Below are 21039 nucleotides of genomic sequence, written 5' to 3'. Positions count from 1 at the left end.
CGGGATTCGGACCCCGGGATTCGGACCCCGGGATTCGGACCCCGGGATTCGGACCCCGGACTCAGATCCCGAGGTCCTTGATGATCTTCGCCACGTGCCCGGTCGCCTTCACGTTGTACAGCGCCCGCTCGACCTTGCCCTCCTCGTCCACGACCACCGTGGAGCGGATGACACCGACGACCGTCTTGCCGTACAGCTTCTTCTCGCCGAAGGCCCCGTACGCCTCCAGGACCGACTTGTCGGTGTCTCCGACCAGGGTGACCTTCAGGGACTCCTTCTCGCGGAACTTCGCGAGCTTCTCGGGCTTGTCCGGGGAGACACCGATGACGTCGTAACCGGCGCCCGCCAGCAGGTCGAGGTTGTCCGTGAAGTCGCAGGCCTGCTTCGTGCAGCCGGGAGTGAGGGCCGCCGGGTAGAAGTACACGATGACCTTGCGGCCCTTGTGATCGGCGAGGGAGACCTCGTTGCCGTCGGCGTCGGGCAGGGTGAAGGCGGGGGCGGTGTCGCCGGGCTGGAGTCGCTCGCTCATCGGAACCTCACGTGGCCAGGGGGATGGAACGGATACGGAACGAGCGTAATGGGGGGTGCCGAGGGGTGCGGTCCGGTCCGAACTGACAGACTGTCCGAATCAGGGAGTCACTACACGACCACGGAGGCAGCGCGGTGTCGGATACGTCGAGAACGCCGGATACCAGGACTCCGGCGCAGATCGAGGCGGACATCAAGCACCGCCGCACAACACTCGCCGACACGCTCGACGAGATCGGCGTACGGGTGCACCCGAAGACGATCGTCGGAGACGCCAAGGCCAAGGTCGCCTCGAACATCGACCACACACTGGGACGCGCCTACGTGGGCGTCAACCGCGTCGTCGGCGATGTGAAGGGGCAGTTCGTCACCGAGGAGGGCGCGCCCCGGCTGGAGCGCATCATCCCGGCGGCTCTGGTCGCGGTGGGCCTCGTCGGGCTGCTCGTTGTGGGCACGCGGCGCCGCAAGCACTGACCCACCCGCCTACGAAACCGGCCGGGACAGGTAGGTTCGGAGCGTGAGCGCCAATCGTGAAACGCACAGCACCCATGACGACAAGCTGCCCATCCGGATGCTGCACGACCGCGTGCTGGTACGGCAGGACGCCGCCGAGGGCGAGCGGCGCTCCGGCGGCGGCATCCTGATCCCCGCGACGGCGGCGGTCGGCCGTCGCCTCGCCTGGGCCGACGTCGTCGCGGTCGGGCAGAACGTCCGTACGGTGGAACCGGGCGACCGGGTTCTCTACGACCCCGAGGACCGTGCCGAGGTCGAGGTGCGCGGGACCGCCTACGTGCTGATGCGCGAGCGGGATCTGCACGCCGTGGCCGCGGACCGCTTCGAAGGGTCCGAGGACTCGACCGGCCTGTATTTGTAGGGCATACGCCACCCGAAGGGGCCGGTGACCATGGTCACCGGCCCCTTTGCCATTCGTTTGCTACGGTGGATGGACCCCCGACGAGACGCGCCGTACCGGGCTGGGCAAAGACGACGCACCACCGTCTCAAGCCGTCGTCCCCCGGAGGTGCCTCCCATGGCCTGGGTCCTGCTCGTCGTCGCCGGTCTGCTCGAAGTGGGCTGGTCGATCGGCATGAAGTACACCGAGGGCTTCACCCGCCCGGTCCCGAGCGTGCTCACCGCCGCCGGGATCGTCGCGAGCATGGTCCTGCTGTCCCAGGCGGCCAAGTCACTCCCGATCGGCACCGCCTACGGCGTCTGGGTCGGCATCGGCGCGGCCGGCGCGGCCATCCTCGGCATGACCACCCTCGGCGAACCGGCCACAGCCGCCCGCGTGTTCTTCGTGTGCCTGCTCCTGGTGTCGGTGGTGGGATTGAAGGCGACGTCGGGGCACTGAGCCACACTCCGCACCCGCGCCGGAACGGCCACGACAGGACCCAACTGCACAGAGCCCTCACGGAAGTCGGAGTGCCGTACACAGGACGACCGCCGGGAAGACCTGCGACACCCGTGCCCGAACTGCCACGCGCCGACGGATATAGCTGGTGCCGGCAGAAGGAAAGGCCGCCGCTCGCCGTACAGCCGCCGCTCGCCGTACACTTGCACCCGCCCGCCACTCTCGACGACGGGCAGGCCTGCGGCCTTGGCGGAACGGCAGACGCCTCGCGTTTAGGGCGCGATGGGAGAAATCCCGTGAGGGTTCGAATCCCTCAGGCCGCACTCACCTTCACTTGCAAGGTCCGGCTTGCGACTTCGGCAAGCCGGACCTTGCGAGTACGTGGTGCGTACCCCTCAGCCCAACAACTCCCGCACCACCGGCGCCAGTGCCCGGAACGCCTTGCCCCGGTGGCTGATCGCGTTCTTCTCCGCGGGGGTCAGTTCCGCGCAGGTTCGGGTGTGGCCGTCGGGCTGGAGGATCGGGTCGTAGCCGAAGCCGTTCGTGCCGGCGGGGATGTGCCGCAGGGTGCCGCGGAGTTGGCCCTCCACCACGCGTTCGGTGCCGTCCGGCAGAGCGAGCGCCGCCGCGCAGGCGAAGTGGGCGCCCCGGTGCGGGGCGTCGATGTCGGAGAGCTGGGCGAGGAGCAGGTCCAGGTTGGCCCGGTCGTCTCCGTGGCGGCCGGCCCAGCGGGCGGAGAAGATTCCGGGCGCGCCGTTGAGGACGTCGACGCACAGGCCCGAGTCGTCGGCGACGGCGGGCAGGCCGGTGGCCTGCGCCAGCGCGTGGGCCTTCAGCAGGGCGTTCTCGGCGAAGGTGACGCCCGTTTCCTTGACGTCGGGGATGTCGGGATAGGCGTCCGCGCCGACGAGTTCATGGGTGAGCCCTGCGTCGGCGAGGATCGCCGTCAACTCGGTGAGCTTGCCGGCGTTGCGGGTGGCGAGGATCAGGCGGGTCATGGTCGCCAGTATCTCCGAGTCCGCACCCGGATCCGGCCCCTGCCCGGTCCCGAGCCGGGCCCCGGCCGTGATCCGACGCCCGGTCAGGTCCCGAATCGGACCGCCTGTCAGGTCCCGGGTCGGGTCCCAGGTCGGGTCCCGGGTCGGGTCCCAGGTCCGGGCCTTCCGGTCCGGTCGGTCCCGTCGGTCCCGCTACGGCGTGCACACCTTCGTCAGTTCGCCCGCGGCGGCCGTGACGGGGCTGATGTCGGGGGTGTTGTCGCCGTTCTTGACGGCTGTGCGGACGTTGCCGACGGCCTTGTCGAGGTCGTCGACCGCCTTGTTGACGTCGGCGTTGTCGGTCTTGTCGCCGATCTTGTCGAGGTTGTTCTCTATGGAGTTGAGGGACGCGTCGGTCTGCGTCGGGTCGTTCGCCGCGTTCTCGACGGCCTGCTGGAGCGCGGTGACGCTGTCGGCTATCGAGTCGGCGGCCTGTACGCAGTCGAGCGCCTTGCCGACCGCGTCGCAGCCGACGGCCGCCGGCAGGACGAAGAGTGCGGCGGCGACGGCGAGTGCGGCGGTACGACGACGAGTGCGGTGGCGCGCGGCCATGGAACGGTCCCTCCCCGTGGGCATGGTGTGATGCGGCCGTGTCGGCGAACCGCACCAGCCGGCTGAACGGTCGGCCAGGTCGGCCCGACCTGGCCGGCGGGCGCACGGCTGGACCGTACGCCCGTACCCATAAGAACGCGAGGGCTTAACCCGCGGTTGCCTCACCCGTCGTTTCGAGTACCGCGCGCTGGATCGCGGCGAGTTCGTCGCAGCCGCCGACGGCCAGGTCCAGCAGGGCGTTGAGCTCCTTGCGGTCGAAGGGCTCGGCCTCGGCGGTGCCCTGGACCTCGACGAAGCGGCCGTCGCCGGTGCAGACGACGTTCATGTCGGTGTCGGCCCTGACGTCCTCCTCGTAGCAGAGGTCGAGGAGGGGGACGCCGCCGACGATGCCGACGGAGACGGCCGAGACGGTGCCGACGAGCGGCTTGCGGCCGGCCCTGATGAGCTTCTTGCCCTGGGCCCAGGTGACGGCGTCGGCCAGGGCGACGTACGCGCCGGTGATGGCCGCGGTGCGGGTGCCGCCGTCGGCCTGGAGGACGTCGCAGTCGAGGACGATGGTGTTCTCGCCGAGTGCCTTGTAGTCGATGACGGCGCGCAGCGAGCGGCCGATGAGGCGGCTGATCTCGTGGGTGCGGCCGCCGATCTTGCCGCGGACGGACTCGCGGTCGCCGCGGGTGTTGGTGGCGCGGGGCAGCATGGAGTATTCGGCGGTGACCCAGCCCTCGCCGCTGCCCTTGCGCCAGCGCGGGACGCCTTCGGTGACGGAGGCCGTGCAGAAGACCTTGGTGTCGCCGAAGGAGACGAGGACGGAGCCCTCGGCGTGCTTGCTCCAGCCGCGCTGGATGGTGATGGGGCGCAGCTGTTCGGGGGTGCGGCCGTCGATTCGAGACATGCCGTCGAGCCTATCCGTACAAGGGTGAGGGGCTGCCCGCCGGTGGCGGAAACAGCCCCTCACGGGTGAGCCGGGACTCCTGGAGCGGTGTGCGGCTCGTGGGGAGCCGGGGTGGCTTCAGGTGGTCCCGTCGCTCACATCATGTCTTCGATCTCGCCCGCGATGGGGTCGGCGTCGGTGCCGATGACGACCTGGATGGCGGTGCCCATCCTGACGACTCCGTGTGCGCCTGCGGCCTTCAGGGCGGCCTCGTTCACCAGGTCGGGGTTGGTGACCTCGGTGCGGAGCCGGGTGATACAGCCCTCGACCTCTTCGATGTTGTCGATGCCGCCGAGCCCGGCGACGATCTTCTCAGCCTTCGTGGCCATGTCCTACTCCCTGATCAAGAACCGCTTTTTCGCAGTAACCCACAGTTGGCCCATCTTCGCGAGCGGTCATGTCGTGGGTGCCCAAGGATGGCGATCACGACAGAGCGACGCGTCGTCAACTGGTCTACACCAGTCGGCGGGCCGTCGCCAAACCGGCTCGGCCCGGAGGACGCCCATGAGTGCTGTCAGCGCCGTCCCGCCAGCGCGCGCCCGCTGGAACAAGGCCTTCCAGGGGCTGCAGAAGATGGGCCGCAGCCTGCAGTTGCCGATCGCCGTGCTGCCGGCCGCCGGCATCCTCAACCGGCTGGGGCAGCCGGACGTGTTCGGCGCGGACGGGCTGGGCTGGGACAACCTCTCCAGGGTGATGGGGGCGGCGGGCGGCGCGCTGCTTGACGGTCAGCTCGGGCTGCCGATGCTGTTCTGTGTCGGCGTGGCGATCGGCATGGCGAAGAAGGCGGACGGTTCCACGGCGCTGGCGGCGGTCGTGGGATTCCTCGTCTACTACAACGTGCTGCGGGCGTTCCCGGAGACCTGTCCGGGCGGGAGCGTCAAGATCAAGCTGGGGTGCCAGCTTGAGGACAACTCCGTCGTGGAGTTCACCTACCAGAATCCCGGGGTGTTCGGCGGGATCGTCATCGGGCTGCTGTCGGCGTACTTCTGGAAGCGCTACCACCGGACGAAGCTGGTGGACTGGCTCGGCTTCTTCAACGGGCGCCGGCTGGTGCCGATCATCATGGCGTTCGTGGCCGCCGCGTTCGCCTCGCTGTGCGTGTGGGTCTGGCCTCCGATCGGGTCGGGGCTGGAGAACTTCAGCGACTGGCTGGTGGGGCTGGGGGCGTGGGGCGCGGGCGTGTTCGGGCTGGCCAACCGGGCTCTGCTGGTGATCGGGCTGCACCAGTTCCTGAACGTGCCCATCTGGTTCCAGTTCGGCAGTTACACGAAGCCGGACGGTCAGGTCGTGCACGGTGACATCAACATGTTCCTGGCGGGCGATCCGAACGCGGGGCAGTTCCTCTCGGGCTTCTTCCCGATCATGATGTTCGCGCTGCCGGCGGCCGCGCTGGCGATGACGCACTGCGCGAAGCCGCATCGCCGCAAGGAGATCGGCGGTCTGATGCTGTCGGTGGCGCTGACGTCGTTCGTCACCGGGATCACCGAGCCGATCGAGTACTCGTTCCTGTTCATCGCGCCGCTGCTGTTCGCGGTGCACGCGGTGCTGACCGGCGTTTCCATGGCGGCGACGTGGGGGCTGGGGGTGCATGACGGTTTCAGTTTCTCGGCGGGTCTGATCGACTACGTCATCAACTGGAACCTGGCGACCAAGCCGTGGGCGATCGTGCCGATCGGGCTGTGCTTCGGTGCCGTGTACTACGCGATCTTCCGGTTCGCGATCACGAAGTTCGATCTGAAGACTCCGGGGCGGGAGCCCGAGGAGGACGTGGAGGACACCACTAAGGCGTAGACCTCTGGAACCTCCGCCAGGCCGGAGGCCGCCTCGGCGCGGACCGCTCCACGAAGGGCCCCTGGACCAGCCGGTCCGGGGGCCCTTCCGCATGCCCGGAACCGGTTGTTCCCGTTATGGCCGAGACCACAAAATTCGAGGGTTCCTTATCCAGCCTTCACCGTGCTAGAAACAGGTCTACACCACTGGTGGTGTAGACCACATGGTCGCTGCCGACCCTGTCATACCTTCCCCGTCCCCCGGCAGCGCCCAGCGCATGGAGGAACTATGAGCACCGCCACCGTCCCGGCGGCACCCCCGAAGAAGCGGGGATCCGGCCTGTTCCAGGGCCTGCAGAAGATCGGCCGCAGTCTGCAGCTGCCGATCGCCGTGCTTCCGGCGGCGGGCATCCTGCTGCGCCTGGGAGTGCCGGACATCGCACAGAAGCTGCACCTGCCCGACAAGGTCACGGAGGTGTTCGCCACCGCCGGTCACGCGATCTTCGACAACCTGCCGATGCTGTTCTGCATCGGTGTCGCGATCGGCTTCGCCAAGAAGGCGGACGGCTCCACCGCGCTCGCGGCCCTGGTCGGCTTCCTGGTCTACAGCAAGGTGCTCGAGGCTTTCCCGGTCACCGAGGCGAAGATCCAGAAGGGCGCCGACATAGCGGCGACCTACAACAACCCCGGTGTCCTCGGCGGCATCATCATGGGTCTGCTGTCCGCCGTGCTGTGGCAGCGCTACCACCGCAAGCAACTGGTGGACTGGCTCGGCTTCTTCAACGGCCGCCGTCTGGTTCCGATCATCATGGCGTTCGTCGGAACGGTCTTGGGCGTCTTCTTCGGCCTGGTGTGGGAGCCGATCGGTGAGGGCATCTCCAACTTCGGCGAGTGGATCACCGGTCTCGGCACGGTCGGCGCCGGCCTGTTCGGTCTCATCAACCGCGCGCTCATTCCGGTCGGCATGCACCAGTTCGTGAACGCCGTGTCCTGGTTCCAGATCGGCGACTTCAAGGACTCCGCGGGCGTGGTCGTCCACGGTGACCTCAACCGGTTCTTCGCCGGTGACCCGAGCGCCGGAATGTTCATGTCGGGCTTCTTCCCCATCATGATGTTCGGTCTGCCGGCCGCCGCGATCGCCATCGCGCACTCCGCCCGCCCCGAGCGCCGCAAGGCCGTGATGGGCATGATGATCTCGCTGGCGCTGACCTCGTTCGTGACGGGTGTGACCGAGCCGATCGAGTTCTCGTTCATGTTCATCGCCCCGCTGCTGTACGCGATCCACGCGGTGCTGACCGCCCTGTCCCTGGCGGTCACCTGGGCGCTCGGTGTCCACGCGGGCTTCACGTTCTCCGCGGGCTTCATCGACTACGCGCTGAACTGGAACCTGGCCACCAAGCCCTGGCTGATCATCCCCATCGGCCTGGTGTTCGCCGCGATCTACTACGTGGTCTTCCGCTTCGCGATCATCAAGTTCAACCTCCCCACCCCTGGCCGTGAGCCCGAGGAGGAGATCGAGGACCTCACGAAGGCGTGAGCCGTCCCCGCCTGCGTCCGAAGGCCCCCGGAACCACCTGGTTCCGGGGGCCTTCGCGTACGCGGACGGCGTCAGATCTCGTACTCGGCCCCCGGCGCCGCCAGTTCCACCGGACCGGTGTACGCCGAGCGGGCGTCCGTCAGGTTGGTGCGGGCGTCCGTCCACGGGGGGATGTGGGTGAGGACGAGGCGGCGGGCGCCGGCGCGGGCGGCGGTCTCGCCGGCCTGGAGGCCGTTGAGGTGGAGGCCCGGGATGTCCTCCTTGCCGTGGGTGAACGCGGCCTCGCACAGGAACAGGTCCGTGTCGCGGGCGAGTTCGTCCAGGCTCTCGGTCACCCCGGTGTCCCCGGAGTACGTCAGTGACCTTCCGCCGTGCTCCACCCGGATGCCGTACGCCTCGACGGGGTGGCTCACCCGCTCCGTGTGGAGGGTGAACGGGCCGACCTCGAACGTGCCCGGCTTGACCGTGTGGAAGTCGAAGACCTCGCTCATCGAGGACGCGGACGGCGTGTCGGCGTACGCGGTGGTCAGGCGGTGCTCCGTTCCCTCGGGTCCGTAGACGGGGATCGGGTCGCAGCGGCCGCCGTCGTGGCGGTAGTACCGCGCGACGAAGTACGCGCACATGTCGATGCAGTGGTCGGCGTGCAGATGGCTGAGGAAGATCGCGTCGAGGTCGTAGAGACCGCAGTGGCGCTGCAGCTCGCCCAGGGCACCGTTGCCCATGTCGAGGAGCAGCCGGAAGCCGTCGGCCTCTACGAGGTAGCTCGAACAGGCCGATTCCGCGGACGGGAACGACCCCGAGCAGCCGACGACGGTGAGCTTCATAAGAGCTGGAACCTCCGCGCTGGCAGGAAGTGCAGAGAGAGTGGATGCGGGGTGCAGGTACTCGGTTGCAGATACGGGAACGGGGGTCGTGCGGTCCGTCGAGCGTAAGGCGCAAAAGGGCCGGTCGCTCCTCCACCTGGGGCTGTTGTGGGCGAACTCACCTGTGCTGTCACCGGTTCGGATGGACCTTGGGGCGCCGAGGGTCACCGCAGGGCGGGCGGGGGCACATGCGCGCCGGTACCTTCTCTGCTATGGACACATCCTGGTGGCTCGCGTTGGCGGCGGTCGTTCTGCTCGCGCTGGTCGCGACGCTGGTGGACGGCTGGGGGCGCCGCGGGCGCCGTCCGGCCGGCCGGACGCGTCCGCCGGGGCGCCCCCGCGGACCCCGCCGGGGTACGACGCGGCGCGGCGGGCCGGTTCCGAGGGCGGCGGAGATCTGGTGGGCGAACGTCCCCTACGAGGACGGGCCGGGGGCCAAGGACCGGCCGTGCCTGGTGCTGGTGGTGCGCGGCAGGCGGGCGACCGTCGCGAAGATCACCAGCAAGTACCACGACGAGCGGCCCGGGGTGATCCCGCTGCCCCCGGGGGCCGTGGGGGACGCCCACGGGCGGCCGAGCTTCCTGGAGACGGACGAACTGCGCGAAGTACCGGTCGGTGACTTCCGGCGGCGGATCGGCGTGGTGGATCCGGTCCTGTGGGACCAGGTCCGGTACCTGGCGCGCTGAGCCCGCCGGATCCGCTGCCTGGCGCGCCGAGCCCGGCCCCGAGCACTGGAGAGCACTGGAGTCCGGCCCGGAGCCCGGCACCGTGGTCCGTGGTCCGTCGTCCGGAGTCCCGGAGGCACTTCTCGGTGGTGTGACAGAGCCGGAGGGCGCGGGACCGTGGATCGGTCCTCGCGCCCTCCGGCTCAGCCGGTCCGGTCCCCGGGGCTACGCCCAGAGCTGGCCCTGCAGTGTCTCGATTGCCTCTTCCGTCGTCGCCGCCGTGTAGACGCCCGTCGACAGGTACTTCCAGCCGCCGTCCGCGACCACGAAGACGATGTCGGCCGGCTCTCCCGCCTTGACGGCCTTGTTGCCGACGCCGATCGCGGCGTGCAGCGCGGCTCCGGTGGAGACGCCGGCGAAGATCCCCTCCTGCTGGAGGAGTTCCCGGGTGCGGGTGACCGCGTCCGCGGAGCCGACGGAGAAGCGGGTGGTGAGGACGGAGGCGTCGTACAGCTCCGGTACGAAGCCCTCGTCCAGGTTCCGCAGGCCGTAGACCAGGTCGTCGTAGCGCGGCTCCGCGGCGACGATCCTGATGTCCGGCTTGTGCTCGCGCAGGAAGCGTCCGACGCCCATCAGGGTGCCGGTGGTGCCGAGGCCCGCCACGAAGTGGGTGATGGACGGGAGGTCGGCGAGGATCTCCGGGCCCGTCGTGGCGTAGTGGGCGCCGGCGTTGTCCGGGTTGCCGTACTGGTAGAGCATGACCCAGTCCGGGTGCTGCGCCGAGAGTTCCTTGGCGACGCGGACGGCGGTGTTGGAGCCGCCGGCGGCCGGGCTGGGGATGATCTCGGCGCCCCACATGCCGAGCAGTTCACGGCGTTCATGCGAGGTGTTCTCGGGCATGACGCAGACCATGCGGTAGCCCTTGAGCTTGGCCGCCATGGCCAGCGAGATGCCGGTGTTGCCGCTGGTCGGCTCCAGGATCGTGCAGCCCGGTGTCAGACGGCCGTCCTTCTCCGCCTGCTCGATCATGTGGAGGGCCGGCCGGTCCTTGACCGAACCGGTCGGGTTGCGGTCCTCCAGCTTCGCCCAGATACGGACGTCCGCGGACGGCGAGAGTCGCGGCAGGCGTACCAGAGGGGTGTTGCCCACCGCGGCGAGCGGGGAGTCGTAGCGCATCGGAGACCAGCGGCCGATCAGGCCATGCCGCCGGCGACGGCCGGCAGGATCGTGACGTTGTCGCCGTCGGTCAGCTTGGTGTTGATGCCGTCGAGGAAGCGGACGTCCTCGTCGTTGAGGTAGACGTTGACGAAGCGGCGCAGTTCGCCACCGTCCACGATCCGGGCCCTGATGCCCGCGTGACGGGTGTCGAGGTCGGTGAACAGCTCGGCAAGGGTCGCCCCGCCGCCCTCTACGGCCTTCTCGCCGTTGGTGTAGGTGCGGAGGATGGTGGGGATGCGGACCTCGATGGCCATGGTTGCGGGCTCCTGTCGGAAGGAAAGTCAGGTCGGAAGACGCGCGGCGGCGCGGGAGGAGCAGGGGGTACGCCGGGTGCGGTGCCGCGGCTCTCGGCCGTACGGCGGCGGCAGGTCAGCGCGTACAGATGGCGCTCTGCAGCCTGCACAGGTCGACGTGCAGACGCGCCACGAGCAGCATGCCCGGCGTCTTGTCGTTCACGTCGTGGAGAACCATGGGCTCATCGTATCGATTCCCGGTACGGGGCCCGGAGTGTGATCTCGTATTCCGGACGCTTTTTGACCGGTGGGCGAGATCAGTAGCTCTCTACGACCTTGACCTCCTCCTCCGTGACCTCGCCTTCCACGATCCGGTACGAGCGGAACTGGAAGGGACCGGCGTCGTCGGTGTCCGCGGTGGAGACCAGGACGTAGTGGGCGCCGGGCTCGTTCGCGTACGCGAGGTCGGTGCGGGAGGGGTAGGCCTCGGTCGCGGTGTGCGAGTGGTAGATGACGACGGGCTCCTCGTCCCGGTCGTCCATCTCGCGGTAGAGCTTGAGCAGATCGCCGGAGTCGAACTCGTAGAACGTGGGCGAGCGGGCCGCGTTGAGCATCGGGATGAAGCGCTCGGGGCGGCCGGTGCCCGCGGGGCCCGCGACGACCCCGCACGCCTCGTCGGGGTGGTCCTGGCGGGCGTGCGCGACGATCTGGTCGAACAGGGCCTCGGTGATGGTCAGCATGCTGGTCAGGATAGACAGAAGGGCCGTCCCGTACCGAGGCGTGGTACGGGACGGCCCGTATGCCGGACGTCCTGAGCGGTGGCCGGGGCGGCCGGACGTCCGGGGGCGGTCAGCCGATCGTCTCGAACTCGGGTTCGCTGCGTTCGGTGACCTGCGGGTTGCGTGCCTTGAGGACCGCCCAGCCGATGGCCAGGGCGGCGGCCCAGACGGCCATCACGTAGAGGCAGATGCGGGACTCGGAGTCGTAGGCGATGAGGCCGGTGACGAAGAGGAGGAACACGACGGCGACCCAGCTGCACTTCGCGCCGCCCGGGGCGGGGAAGGACGAGGCGGGCAGCCGGCCGGCGTCGACCGCGCGGCGGTAGAGGATGTGGCTGACCAGGATCATCAGCCAGGTCCAGATGCCGGCCGCGGTGGCCACCGAGGTGACGTATCCGAAGGCCTTCTCGGGGACGACGTAGTTGAGGACCACGCCGATGCCCATGAAGAGCACGGAGACGGTGATGCCGAGCGCGGGCGTCTTGGTGGACGACAGCTTGCTGAAGACCCTCGGGGCCTCGCCGCTGTCGGCGAGGTTCCGCAGCATGCGGCCGGTGGAGTACATGCCCGAGTTGCAGGAGGACAGGGCGGCGGTGAGGACCACGAAGTTGACGATGCCCGCGCCGGCCGGGATGCCGATCTTGGCGAAGGCCTCGACGAAGGGGCTCACTCCTGGCGCGAACTCCGTCCACTTCACGACGCAGAGGATGACCGTGAGGGCACCGACGTAGAAGAGGGCGATGCGCCACGGGAGGGTGTTGATGGCCTTCGGGAGCGTCTTCTCGGGGTTCTCGGACTCGCCCGCCGTGACGCCGACGAGCTCGACGGCGAGGTAGGCGAACATGACGCCCTGGAGGGTCATCAGGGACGAGCCGATGCCGTTGGGGAAGAAGCCGTCGAACTGCCAGAGGTTGCTGACGGAGGCGGTGTCACCGGCGGAGCTGAAGCCGAAGGTGAGGACGCCGATGCCGATGACGATCATGCCGATCAGCGCGGTGACCTTGACCATCGAGAACCAGAACTCGATCTCGCCGAAGAGCCTCACCGAGATCAGGTTCGCCACGAACAGGATGACGAGGAACACGAGTGCCGTCACCCATTGGTGGATCGCGGGGAACCAGTAGTGGACGTAGATCGCGGCGGCCGTGAGCTCGGCCATGCCGGTGACCACCCACATCAGCCAGTACGTCCAGCCGGTGAAGTAGCCGAAGAACGGGCCGAGGAACTCGCGGGAGTACTCGGCGAAGGAGCCCGAGACCGGGCGGTAGAGCAGGAGCTCGCCGAGCGCCCGCATGATGAAGAAGATGATCACGCCCGCGAGGGCGTACATCACGATGAGGCTGGGACCGGCCTTGGCGATGTTCGCCCCGGCTCCCAGGAAGAGGCCGACGCCGATGGCGCCGCCGATCGCGATCATCTGGACCTGACGGCTGCCGAGCCCGCGCTCGTACCCCTCTTCGGGGGCGTCGCCGCCCACGGCCTCACTGCCGTCGTCCTGCTTGCCGACCTGCGATGAGGTCATGTCTGGTGCGCCTTTCTCCATGCCGGTCCGAGCCAGTCGCCTGGCTTCGGATCGGTTTCCGATCCCCCCGGATAGGTGGAGCTGTGCCTGGCCGGCGGTCCGCCGGCTCGGTGGCGCACCCGGCGGGGACATGGGTGGTGTCCTGCCGGGCGGTCGTGAAGATCTATCACGGCGGCGGCGTTGATCGGTTGGAGGTCGTGTTGCGCGAACCACAGGAAAAACCGGACAAAATGTTGAACCGCGCCCCAAAGGACGCGGTTGCGGTGACGTGATCGTTATCCGGATTTGAGCGTCCGCTGAGCGAACGCGAGAGGGGTCATGTCCTGACAGGTCAGGGCATGAGGGTTTCGACCAGGGTCTCCTGAAGTCCGCCCAGCCAGAGGTACGCCATCACCATCGGCTTGCGCGGGTCCTCGTCCGGGAGCCGGTAGAGGAGGTCGGTGTCCTCCTCGTCGACGACGTCGAGCCGCGACCCGATGGCGAGCCGCAGGTCGTTCAGGGCGCGCAGCCACTGCTCGGACTGCGCGGTGGTCAGCTTGAGGACCGCCCCGCCGTCGCCGCCGGGCGTCAGTCCGTCCAGTGAGCGGATCACCGTGAGGGCGTTCTCGCGCTTGCCGGCGCGCAGGTCGTTCTCGGTGAAGCGGCGGAACTCGGCGGAGTGGGCGTGCTGTTCCTCGGCCTGTTCGGGCGAGGTGGCCTCGACGCCGGGGCCGCTGTAGGCGTCCGGGAAGAGGCGCTTGAGCACCGGGTCGCTCGGCGGCTCGCTGGGGCCCTCGGCGAACAGTTCGGCGAGCGGGTCGGCCGAGGCGTTCTCCGCGGGGCCGGGACCGATGAGCTCCAGGAGCTGGACGGCGAGGGAGCGGATGATGGAGATCTCGACCTCGTCGAGCGCGACGGCCGCGCCGCCGCCGGGGAGCGGTTCGAAGTGTCCAGGCATGGAGTGAGTTCGCTACTTCCGGTCCTGCAGGCGGTCGGTTGACAGGGGCCGGCTACTTCCGGTCCTGCTGAAGGGTGGCCCACAGACCGTAGCCGTGCATGGCCTGCACGTCGCGCTCCATCTCCTCGCGCGTGCCGCTGGAGACGACGGCCCGGCCCTTGTGGTGGACGTCCATCATCAGCTTGGTGGCCTTGTCCTTGGGGTAGCCGAAGTACGTCTGGAAGACATACGTCACATAGCTCATGAGGTTGACCGGGTCGTTGTGGACGATCGTGACCCAGGGGACGTCCGGCTCGGGTACGGCGAAGACCTCCTCCGCCGACTCGGTCTTCTCGATCTCTAGAGGTGCGGGAGCCGTCACACGCCCATGCTGCCACCAGAGGGGGTCTCCCGCATAAACGCTCCCCTGAGACGGGGGCCGGAACGGGGGCCGACACCTCGGGAATCGCGGGGCCTCCCGGAAATCGTCAAAGTGACGAGATGGGGGTACGATCCCTGCCATGAACACAGCGGACCTTGGGCTGCCGGAGGAAGAGGGGCGCGACGCGCTTCCCCGGAACGGTGGCGGCGGGAGACGGGTGGGCGTTCCGTCCACGGCGCTCTTCACCGACCAGTACGAGCTGACGATGTTGCAGGCCGCCCTGGCGGCCGGGACCGCCGAGCGGCGCTCGGTCTTCGAGGTCTTCACCCGGCGGCTGCCCGAAGGACGGCGCTACGGAGTCGTGGCGGGCACCGGCCGCGTGCTCGACGCCGTCGAGAACTTCCGGTTCGACGCGGACGTCCTCGCCTTCCTGCGCGAGCGCGGGATCGTGGACGAGCCGACCCTGGAGTGGCTCGCCTCCTACCGCTTCGACGGGGACATCTGGGGCTATCCCGAGGGCGAGGTGTACTTCCCGGGCTCCCCGCTCCTGCGGGTCGAGGGCAGCTTCGCGGAGTGCGTGCTCCTGGAGACGGTGATCCTCTCGATCCTCAACCACGACTCCGCCATCGCGGCGGCGGCCTCCCGGATGGCCTCCGCCGCGGGCGAGAGGCCGCTGATCGAGATGGGCGCCCGGCGCACCCACGAGCTGGCCGCGGTGGCCGCCTCGCGGGCCGCGTACGTCGGCGGGTTCACCACCACCTCCGACCTGGCCGCCGGTTTCCGCTACGGCATCCCGACCGTGGGCACCTCCGCGCACGCCTTCACGCTGCTGCACGACAACGAGCGGGACGCCTTCCGCGCCCAGGTGGACTCGCTGGGCCGCGGCACCACGCTGCTGGTGGACACCTATGACGTCGCCGAGGCGGTCCGCACGGCGGTCGAGGTCGCCGGGACCGGGCTCGGCGCGGTGCGCATCGACTCCGGAGACCTGCTGCTCGTCGCCCACCGGGTGCGCCAGCAGCTCGACGAGCTGGGTGCGACCGCAACGAAGATCGTCGTGACCTCCGACCTCGACGAGTACGCCATCGCCTCGCTGGCGGCGGCGCCCGTGGACGCGTACGGCGTCGGCACCCAGCTCGTGACGGGTTCCGGCCACCCGACCTGCTCGATGGTCTACAAACTGGTCGCCCGCGCCGAGTCGGCCGACCCGAAGGCGCCGCTGGAGCCGGTGGCGAAGAAGTCCACGGGCGGCAAGACGTCCATCGGCGGCCGCAAGTGGGCCGCCCGGCGCCTGGACGGGCAAGGGGTCGCCGAGGCCGAGGTGATCGGTGTCGGACCGGTGCCCGGCGAGCTGGCCGACCAGCAGCTTCTGGTCCAGCTGGTCAAGGGCGGACAGGTCCTGTCCCGTGAGCCGCTCGACGTCGTACGCGACCGGCACGCGGCGGCCCGCGCCCGGCTGCCGCTGTCGGCGACGCAGTTGTCGCGCGGCGAGCCGGTGATCCCCACCGAATACCTCTGAGGCGCACAGGGCGGGAGGGGCGGCCGGTGCGGGAGTGACGCCGTGCATGAACCTCCGGTGAGCGGGAATGCAACGGCAGCGTGCCCGCGCGGGCCGCGGAAGCCGAATACCCCCTCCCGCACAGCCCTCGAAGTCTCTAGGCTCGGAAGTTCAACGGCCGGGCCCGCACCCTTGTCTGCCGCACCCATAGCCGAAGGACACCGCCCATGCGCCGCGCCTTGATCGTCGTAGACGTGCAGAACGACTTCTGCGAGGGAGGCAGCCTCGCGGTGGCCGGGGGCGCCGACGTGGCCGCCGCCGTCACGGAGCTGATCGGCCAGGCCCCCGCCGGCTACCGGCACGTCGTCGCCACCCGGGACCTGCACATCGCTCCCGGGGGTCACTTCGCCGACAACCCCGACTACGTGCACTCCTGGCCCGCGCACTGCGTGGCCGGCACGGAGGGGGTGGGCTTCCACCCGAACTTCGCGCCGGCCGTCGCCTCCGGCGCCATCGACGCCGTCTTCGACAAGGGCGCCTACGCGGCGGCCTACAGCGGCTTCGAGGGCGCCGACGAGAACGGTGTGCCGCTGGGCGACTGGCTGCGGGCCCGCGGGATCGGCGAGGTGGACGTGGTCGGCATCGCGACCGACCACTGCGTCCGGGCGACCGCCCTGGACGCCGCCCGGCAGGGCTTTCGCACGACCGTCCTGCTCGACCTGACGGCCAAGGTGGCGGAGGAGACGACGGAACGCGCGCTGGAGGAGCTGCGCGCCGCCGGCGTCGAGCTCACGGGCAAGCCCGTGGTGTAGTCACGGCTGCGGTGCCGGAGGTCTGCGCAGCGTCCTGACCGGGTGCCACAGCTCCTGGGGGAGCTCGGGGACACCGCTGCCGATGACGCGGCTGCCGGGGACGCCGGCGTCGGGCGCCGTGCGCCATATGAGCCCGTCGGGATGGTGCAGGACCGCGGTGATCTCGTCGGGGGTGGGCGGGGACGCGTTGCCCCGGAGATAGACGGCGCGCAGGCCCAGGTTCCGCAGCCTGGTCAGGGCGCGGGCCCGGTTCTGGGCGACGACCAGGAACCGCAGGCAGCCGTAGCCGGAACCTGCCGGACTGGGCAGGTTCAGCGCCACTACGACGCTGCCGTTCGGCAATCTGCAGAAACCTCCTGCGGCCATGCGGTCACACCCCCGTGCGATTCGGTGTCAATAAGCCGGGCACAGGACGCACCTAAACACGATCGGCGGCAACCCGCCAGAGGGTTGCCGCCGATACGCCTTTGACCTGCGGAAATGCTGACTACTTCACTGCGGGACCGACCTTGAGCGAGATCGTCGAGCCGTCCTTGGCCTCCTTGACGATCTGGATCTTGGTGTTGGTGTCAGTGATCTTGACGCCGCCGGTCGGGTTCCGGTTGTCGTAGTAGTCGCTGGTGTGGTCGTTGAAGACCGACACCCCCTTCGACGACGGGATCTTCGTGGCGACGTCCGCGCTGTGCAGCGTCAGACCGTCCGTGCGGTACAGGCTGAACGGGGAGTCGTAGGCCTGGATGCGGTTGCGCATCAGCGTGCCGTTGTCCCACCACAGGGCCTTCGGGTGCGAGTCGACCGGAAGCGCGAGGCCGACACCCGGGTGCTGGCTGGTGTTGTTGTCCGCCTGCGAGGTGTCCCACTTCCAGATCAACAGGCCGTTCTGGTAGGCGTAGTGCTCCACCCAGTCCGGACGGGTCGTCGAGAAGCCGAAGTTGTACGGGCCGACCTTGAGGGTCTTGTCGTACGAGACGTACTGGCGGTTCTCCGCGAGGTAGTACTGCGCGTAGTCCTTGGTGAACGAGGCGCCGATGCGGGAGAAGCCGCTCGCGGTCCAAGCGGCGTCGGCCGTCTCGGCGTTGTCCGAGAAGAGCGCGGCACCGTCCGCGGTGACACCGATCTCGTCGGCCGCGAAGCCCTTCAGCGCCACACCGCCGTCGCTCTGGTAGCGGAAGCGGATGTCGATCTTCTTGCCCGCGTAGGCGTCGAGCGGGTACGCCAGCTTCTTGTACGCGTCGACCGTGCCGGTGAGGGCGGGCTTGTCGCTGCCGTCGCGCGGGATGGCGGCGCCGTCCACCGTGCCGTCCAGGGCGGTCCAGTTGGCGCCGCCGTCGGTCGAGACCTCGGTGTAGAGGTAGTCGTAGCCCGCCTCGATGTCGTACCAGCCGTCGAGGGTCAGCGTCGCCGACGACTTGCCCGTGAGATCCACGGACCGGGTCAGCGTGTTCTTCAGGTTGTCACCGCTGCCGCTCCACCACTGGGCCGAGCCCTGCGCCGGGTTGACGACCGTGGTCGTGACCGCCTTGTCCGGCAGGCTGACGACGAGTGCCTGCTTGTTCCAGGTGTTGTACTCGGCGACGCCCAGTTTGTGCGTGGACTGCTTTCCGGCCTTGGCGGTGTCGTAGTTCAGCCAGCCGAGCTGGAGCTTGTCCCAGGCGTTGAAGTCGCCGGGGAGGTCGCCGATGGAGTCCTTGCCGGTGCCGAGCCAGGAACCCGAGGACATCAGGGTCCAGAAGCCGGTGGAGTTGTCGCCGCCGGCGGTGTCGTAGTGGTCCGGCAGACCGAGGTCGTGACCGTACTCGTGGGCGAAGACGCCGAGTCCGCCGTTCTCCGGCTGGATGGTGTAGTCGCCGACCCAGATGCCGGTGTCGCCGATCTGGGCGCCGCCGAGCTTGTTGTCGGCCGGGCCCGTGGCGCCCGCGTCGGTGCCGAACGCGTACCAGCGGTGGGCCCAGATCGCGTCGGTGCCCTGGACGCCGCCGCCCGCGGACTCGTCCTCACCGGCGTGCACGATCTGGAAGTGGTCGATGTAGCCGTCCGGCTCGTTGAAGTTGCCGTCGCCGTCGTAGTCGTAGCGGTCCCACTGGTCGAACTGGGCCAGGTCCGTCTTGATGGCGGCGTCCGACTTGCCGGCCGCCTTCTGCTGCGCGACCCAGGCGGTGACGCCGTCACTGACGACGTTCCACACGCTCGGGCAGTTGGTGGAGCCGCAGGCGTCGTTGCCGTAACGGGCCTCGTTGTAGGGGACCTTGACCCAGTCGGCGACCTGGCCGTCCACCGAGTAGCGGCCCGAGGACTGCGTCTCGTAGAACTTCTTCATCGACTCGACGTTCTTGCCGGTGCCGAAGTAGAGGTCCTGGAAGTGCTTCTGGTTGTAATCCGCCTGCCAGGCCGTGCTGTTGTCCTTCTTGCGGTCCGGCTTGGCTATCTGGTTGTGCAGCGGGCCGGCGGTGCCACCGAACTTGGGGTCCGTCTTGTCGCCGAACTGGACGAGGATCGTGAAGATCTTGTCGGTCTTCTCGCGGCCCAGCTCGACGTACTTGCTGCTGCCCTTCTTGCTCTTCAGCTGGACGACCTGCGAACCGTTGCGGTTCTGCACCTTGGCGTCGCCGGATATCACCTGGTTCAGCGCCTCTTGGTGCTGCGCGTTCTGGGTCTTGCTCAGCGGGCCGTCGAGGTCGTGGTCGACCGTGTTCCGGACCGGCTGCGGGTCGTGACGGTGCACGACCGGTGAGGCGGCGGCCGAGTCGGCCTGCGCCACCGCGTACGTCGAGAACGTGGCGGTGGCCGCCGCGAGGGCAACGCCCACCGCGGCCGCTCTGAACGTCCATGGTCTGTTGGTCACTTGAGTGTCCTCCCCCGCGTGCGTTCACGCGGAGGGGGTTCCGGGTCATGGAGGTCCGCGCGCGCAACGCGATTCAAGTGACGACATTTGACCGGAGTTACCAAAGAAAAAACAGATCTTGACTTGAACCTGGCAAGTGCATTATGCGAAGCCTACGTTCGGTATCCGGACACCCCCGAAACCCCCCAACCGGCGCGCCCACACGTCCACTTGATGGACGCGATGACTCCGTGCGCCCCCTGTGCTCCGGCACCGTGGGTAAGGTCACGCTTACCGGACGTTCCACTCGGGCATGCAGGCGAATAGAGTCGATTGGCGGAGCGTCGGAAGCCGGCGGAAAGCCACGTCGACACCGTTGTCTCACCCTCGATCCCTATCCGCACCCTCCCCCATCGCGAGAGGCACCCGGGGGGAGAACCCCCATCCGAGGACACGATTGCCATGCCTCGTCCGACCGCCGCACAGCTCGCCTACGGTTCCTGCACCGTGATCTTCTCCACCCTCGCCATGCTGCTGCTGTCACAGACGAGTTCGAGTCTGGGGATCGTGTTGATCACCCTCTCGGCGCTCGCCCTCGGACTGCTGGTGGCCATGACGGTCCCGCTGCCGAAGCCCGCGCCGTCCGCGGCCGCGGCCGTCATCCGCGAGCGGGTGCCGGTGCGACGCGAGACCGCGTCCGTCTCCGCCTCCGTGTCCTCCGCGCCCGAACCGGTGCGCGAACCCGCGGGGCCCTGAAGCAGGCGGCGCCCCGAACACCACGATCCGTACGCGCCGACGGCGGGCCCGTGAACCACGGACCCGCCGTTCGCGCGTGCGCCGCCCGGGTGCACCTGGACCACGGGTGAGTGGGCACCCGTGCCGTCACCCGGCGTCGACCACCACCGTCTTGGCCGCCTTGTCGTGCAGTCCCTGCTTGTAGGGCTTGTCGAAGAAGCTCCAACCGCCCGCGATGGCCGTCCAGATGCAGGCACAGCAGAAGGCGAACGGAATCCACAGGACCAGGGCGCGGACCAGCGAGGTCTGCACGGAGGGCGTCGAGCCGTTGTCGAGGTTGGCGACCCGGTGGTTGAACAGCCGCTTGCCCAGGGTCTGGCCCGTCTTGCTGATCATCACGGTGTCGTAGGCGACGAAGAGCACGGCGACCACCAGGGACTGTCCGAGCGACTTGCTGTACTCGATCTTGTTCGAGTCCATGTTGTACTCGGTGACCCCGAACGCCCAGGACAGCAGCCACGCCACGATGCCCACCAGGATCATGTCCAGGATCCTGGCCAGCACCCGCTTCCCGCTGTCCGCGAGGGGCGGCATCCCGGCGAGCGGATCCCCGCCGTAGGGACCGCCGCCGCCATAGGGGTCACCGCCCCCGCCGTGCGGGCCCTCACCGTAGGGACCGCCGCCCTCGCCGTAGGGACCGCCGGAAGGAGGCGGCTCGCTTCCGAACGGAGGCGGCCGGCTGCCGTAGGGCGGGGTCTGGCCGCCGGACGGAGGCGGCGGGTCGTACGGGGAACCCGTGCCCTCGGCGGGCGGGGGCTGCTTCCTGAACGGGTCGTCGTCCGGTGGACGGCCGGGGTCCGGGGGCGGCGGTTCGCTGCTCATGGCCCGAG

25 protein-coding genes, 1 tRNA gene and 1 riboswitch are annotated in these 21039 nt (G+C 69.0%); of the genes, 10 read left to right on the top strand and 16 right to left on the bottom strand.

The features are described 5' to 3' along the window. Positions 1-61: 61 nt before the first annotated feature. A complete protein-coding gene (bcp, locus tag OHT01_RS24770) occupies positions 62-529 on the bottom strand; it encodes a thioredoxin-dependent thiol peroxidase (RefSeq protein ID WP_328555312.1) in 468 nt (155 codons plus the stop codon). A 134-nt stretch (positions 530-663) separates the two neighbouring features. Here bcp and OHT01_RS24765 point away from each other — a divergent pair, with 134 nt between their 5' ends. From OHT01_RS24765 to OHT01_RS24750, 4 genes are all read left to right on the top strand, one after another. Then, a complete protein-coding gene (locus OHT01_RS24765; protein WP_328555311.1) occupies positions 664-1002 on the top strand; it encodes a DUF3618 domain-containing protein in 339 nt (112 codons plus the stop codon). A gap of 97 nt (positions 1003-1099) precedes the next feature. Further along, positions 1100-1402, top strand: coding sequence for a GroES family chaperonin (locus OHT01_RS24760; RefSeq protein ID WP_326790934.1), 303 nt, complete (start codon positions 1100-1102; stop codon positions 1400-1402). A gap of 59 nt (positions 1403-1461) precedes the next feature. Then, a riboswitch (guanidine-III (ykkC-III) riboswitch) is annotated at positions 1462-1522 on the top strand. A 36-nt stretch (positions 1523-1558) separates the two neighbouring features. Continuing rightward, entirely contained in the window at positions 1559-1879 is a 321-nt protein-coding gene (locus OHT01_RS24755; RefSeq protein ID WP_328555310.1) for a DMT family transporter, read from the top strand. Positions 1880-2119: 240 nt separating this feature from the next. After that, a tRNA-Leu gene (locus OHT01_RS24750) sits at positions 2120-2202 on the top strand. Positions 2203-2274: 72 nt separating this feature from the next. Here the strand turns inward: OHT01_RS24750 and rdgB are convergent. The 4 genes from rdgB to OHT01_RS24730 all read right to left on the bottom strand — a co-directional run bounded on the left by rdgB (position 2275) and on the right by OHT01_RS24730 (position 4728). Further along, positions 2275-2877, bottom strand: a complete 603-nt coding sequence (rdgB, locus tag OHT01_RS24745) for an RdgB/HAM1 family non-canonical purine NTP pyrophosphatase (RefSeq protein WP_328555309.1) — start codon at positions 2875-2877, stop codon at positions 2275-2277. 192 nt (positions 2878-3069) lie between these two features. After that, positions 3070-3468, bottom strand: a complete 399-nt coding sequence (locus tag OHT01_RS24740) for a hypothetical protein (protein ID WP_328555308.1) — start codon at positions 3466-3468, stop codon at positions 3070-3072. A 145-nt stretch (positions 3469-3613) separates the two neighbouring features. Beyond that, positions 3614-4360, bottom strand: coding sequence for a ribonuclease PH (gene rph, locus OHT01_RS24735; RefSeq protein WP_328555307.1), 747 nt, complete (start codon positions 4358-4360; stop codon positions 3614-3616). A 134-nt stretch (positions 4361-4494) separates the two neighbouring features. After that, complete coding sequence (locus OHT01_RS24730; RefSeq protein WP_328555306.1) at positions 4495-4728, bottom strand: PTS glucose/sucrose transporter subunit IIB; 234 nt, start codon at positions 4726-4728, stop codon at positions 4495-4497. Positions 4729-4903: 175 nt separating this feature from the next. On the opposite strand from OHT01_RS24730, the gene OHT01_RS24725 reads away from it, so the two are divergent. Together OHT01_RS24725 and OHT01_RS24720 are read left to right on the top strand one after the other, a co-directional pair. After that, a complete protein-coding gene (locus tag OHT01_RS24725) occupies positions 4904-6190 on the top strand; it encodes a PTS transporter subunit EIIC (protein ID WP_328555305.1) in 1287 nt (428 codons plus the stop codon). 267 nt (positions 6191-6457) lie between these two features. Then, on the top strand, positions 6458-7705 hold the full coding sequence (locus OHT01_RS24720) for a PTS transporter subunit EIIC (RefSeq protein ID WP_328555304.1): 1248 nt from the start codon (positions 6458-6460) through the stop codon (positions 7703-7705). A 71-nt stretch (positions 7706-7776) separates the two neighbouring features. On the opposite strand, the gene OHT01_RS24715 is transcribed toward OHT01_RS24720, so the two are convergent. Then, a complete protein-coding gene (locus tag OHT01_RS24715) occupies positions 7777-8529 on the bottom strand; it encodes an MBL fold metallo-hydrolase (RefSeq protein WP_328555303.1) in 753 nt (250 codons plus the stop codon). A gap of 251 nt (positions 8530-8780) precedes the next feature. Here OHT01_RS24715 and OHT01_RS24710 point away from each other — a divergent pair, with 251 nt between their 5' ends. Then, positions 8781-9254, top strand: a complete 474-nt coding sequence (locus tag OHT01_RS24710; RefSeq protein ID WP_328555302.1) for a type II toxin-antitoxin system PemK/MazF family toxin — start codon at positions 8781-8783, stop codon at positions 9252-9254. Between the two features lie 204 nt (positions 9255-9458). Here the strand turns inward: OHT01_RS24710 and OHT01_RS24705 are convergent, their stop codons facing one another. The 7 genes from OHT01_RS24705 to clpS form a co-directional block, all read right to left on the bottom strand. Next, positions 9459-10409: a PLP-dependent cysteine synthase family protein gene (locus tag OHT01_RS24705; RefSeq protein ID WP_328555301.1), complete on the bottom strand. Its 951-nt coding sequence runs from the start codon at positions 10407-10409 to the stop codon at positions 9459-9461. Between the two features lie 17 nt (positions 10410-10426). Beyond that, the gene (locus tag OHT01_RS24700) at positions 10427-10705 is read right to left on the bottom strand and encodes a MoaD/ThiS family protein (RefSeq protein ID WP_037619201.1); all 279 of its coding nucleotides are present in this window, start codon (positions 10703-10705) and stop codon (positions 10427-10429) included. Between the two features lie 115 nt (positions 10706-10820). Beyond that, the gene (locus tag OHT01_RS24695) at positions 10821-10922 is read right to left on the bottom strand and encodes a putative leader peptide (protein ID WP_328555300.1); all 102 of its coding nucleotides are present in this window, start codon (positions 10920-10922) and stop codon (positions 10821-10823) included. A 79-nt stretch (positions 10923-11001) separates the two neighbouring features. Next, positions 11002-11424, bottom strand: coding sequence for a M67 family metallopeptidase (locus OHT01_RS24690; protein WP_328555299.1), 423 nt, complete (start codon positions 11422-11424; stop codon positions 11002-11004). A 109-nt stretch (positions 11425-11533) separates the two neighbouring features. Beyond that, complete coding sequence (locus OHT01_RS24685; RefSeq protein WP_328555298.1) at positions 11534-12985, bottom strand: amino acid permease; 1452 nt, start codon at positions 12983-12985, stop codon at positions 11534-11536. A gap of 331 nt (positions 12986-13316) precedes the next feature. Further along, positions 13317-13922 (bottom strand): DUF2017 domain-containing protein, encoded by a 606-nt coding sequence (locus OHT01_RS24680; RefSeq protein WP_328555297.1) that lies wholly within the window; start codon positions 13920-13922, stop codon positions 13317-13319. Between the two features lie 52 nt (positions 13923-13974). Next, entirely contained in the window at positions 13975-14283 is a 309-nt protein-coding gene (gene clpS, locus OHT01_RS24675; RefSeq protein WP_328555296.1) for an ATP-dependent Clp protease adapter ClpS, read from the bottom strand. A gap of 139 nt (positions 14284-14422) precedes the next feature. Between clpS and OHT01_RS24670 the strand changes: the two genes are divergently transcribed. Then, entirely contained in the window at positions 14423-15802 is a 1380-nt protein-coding gene (locus OHT01_RS24670; protein WP_405916989.1) for a nicotinate phosphoribosyltransferase, read from the top strand. A gap of 206 nt (positions 15803-16008) precedes the next feature. Further along, positions 16009-16593, top strand: coding sequence for an isochorismatase family protein (locus OHT01_RS24665; RefSeq protein WP_328555295.1), 585 nt, complete (start codon positions 16009-16011; stop codon positions 16591-16593). Here OHT01_RS24665 and OHT01_RS24660 read toward each other — a convergent pair whose 3' ends face one another. After that, on the bottom strand, positions 16594-16959 hold the full coding sequence (locus tag OHT01_RS24660) for a hypothetical protein (RefSeq protein WP_328555294.1): 366 nt from the start codon (positions 16957-16959) through the stop codon (positions 16594-16596). Between the two features lie 121 nt (positions 16960-17080). Next, the gene (locus OHT01_RS24655) at positions 17081-19435 is read right to left on the bottom strand and encodes an immune inhibitor A domain-containing protein (protein ID WP_328555293.1); all 2355 of its coding nucleotides are present in this window, start codon (positions 19433-19435) and stop codon (positions 17081-17083) included. 441 nt (positions 19436-19876) lie between these two features. Here OHT01_RS24655 and OHT01_RS24650 point away from each other — a divergent pair, with 441 nt between their 5' ends. Further along, a complete protein-coding gene (locus OHT01_RS24650; RefSeq protein ID WP_328555292.1) occupies positions 19877-20170 on the top strand; it encodes a hypothetical protein in 294 nt (97 codons plus the stop codon). Positions 20171-20296: 126 nt separating this feature from the next. Here OHT01_RS24650 and OHT01_RS24645 read toward each other — a convergent pair whose 3' ends face one another. Then, positions 20297-21031, bottom strand: a complete 735-nt coding sequence (locus OHT01_RS24645; protein WP_328555291.1) for an RDD family protein — start codon at positions 21029-21031, stop codon at positions 20297-20299. Positions 21032-21039 lie beyond the last annotated feature (8 nt).

This window comes from Streptomyces sp. NBC_00358 (assembly GCF_036099295.1).
GTDB lineage: Bacteria > Actinomycetota > Actinomycetes > Streptomycetales > Streptomycetaceae > Streptomyces.
This window is presented reverse-complemented; position numbering and strand designations above follow the sequence as displayed.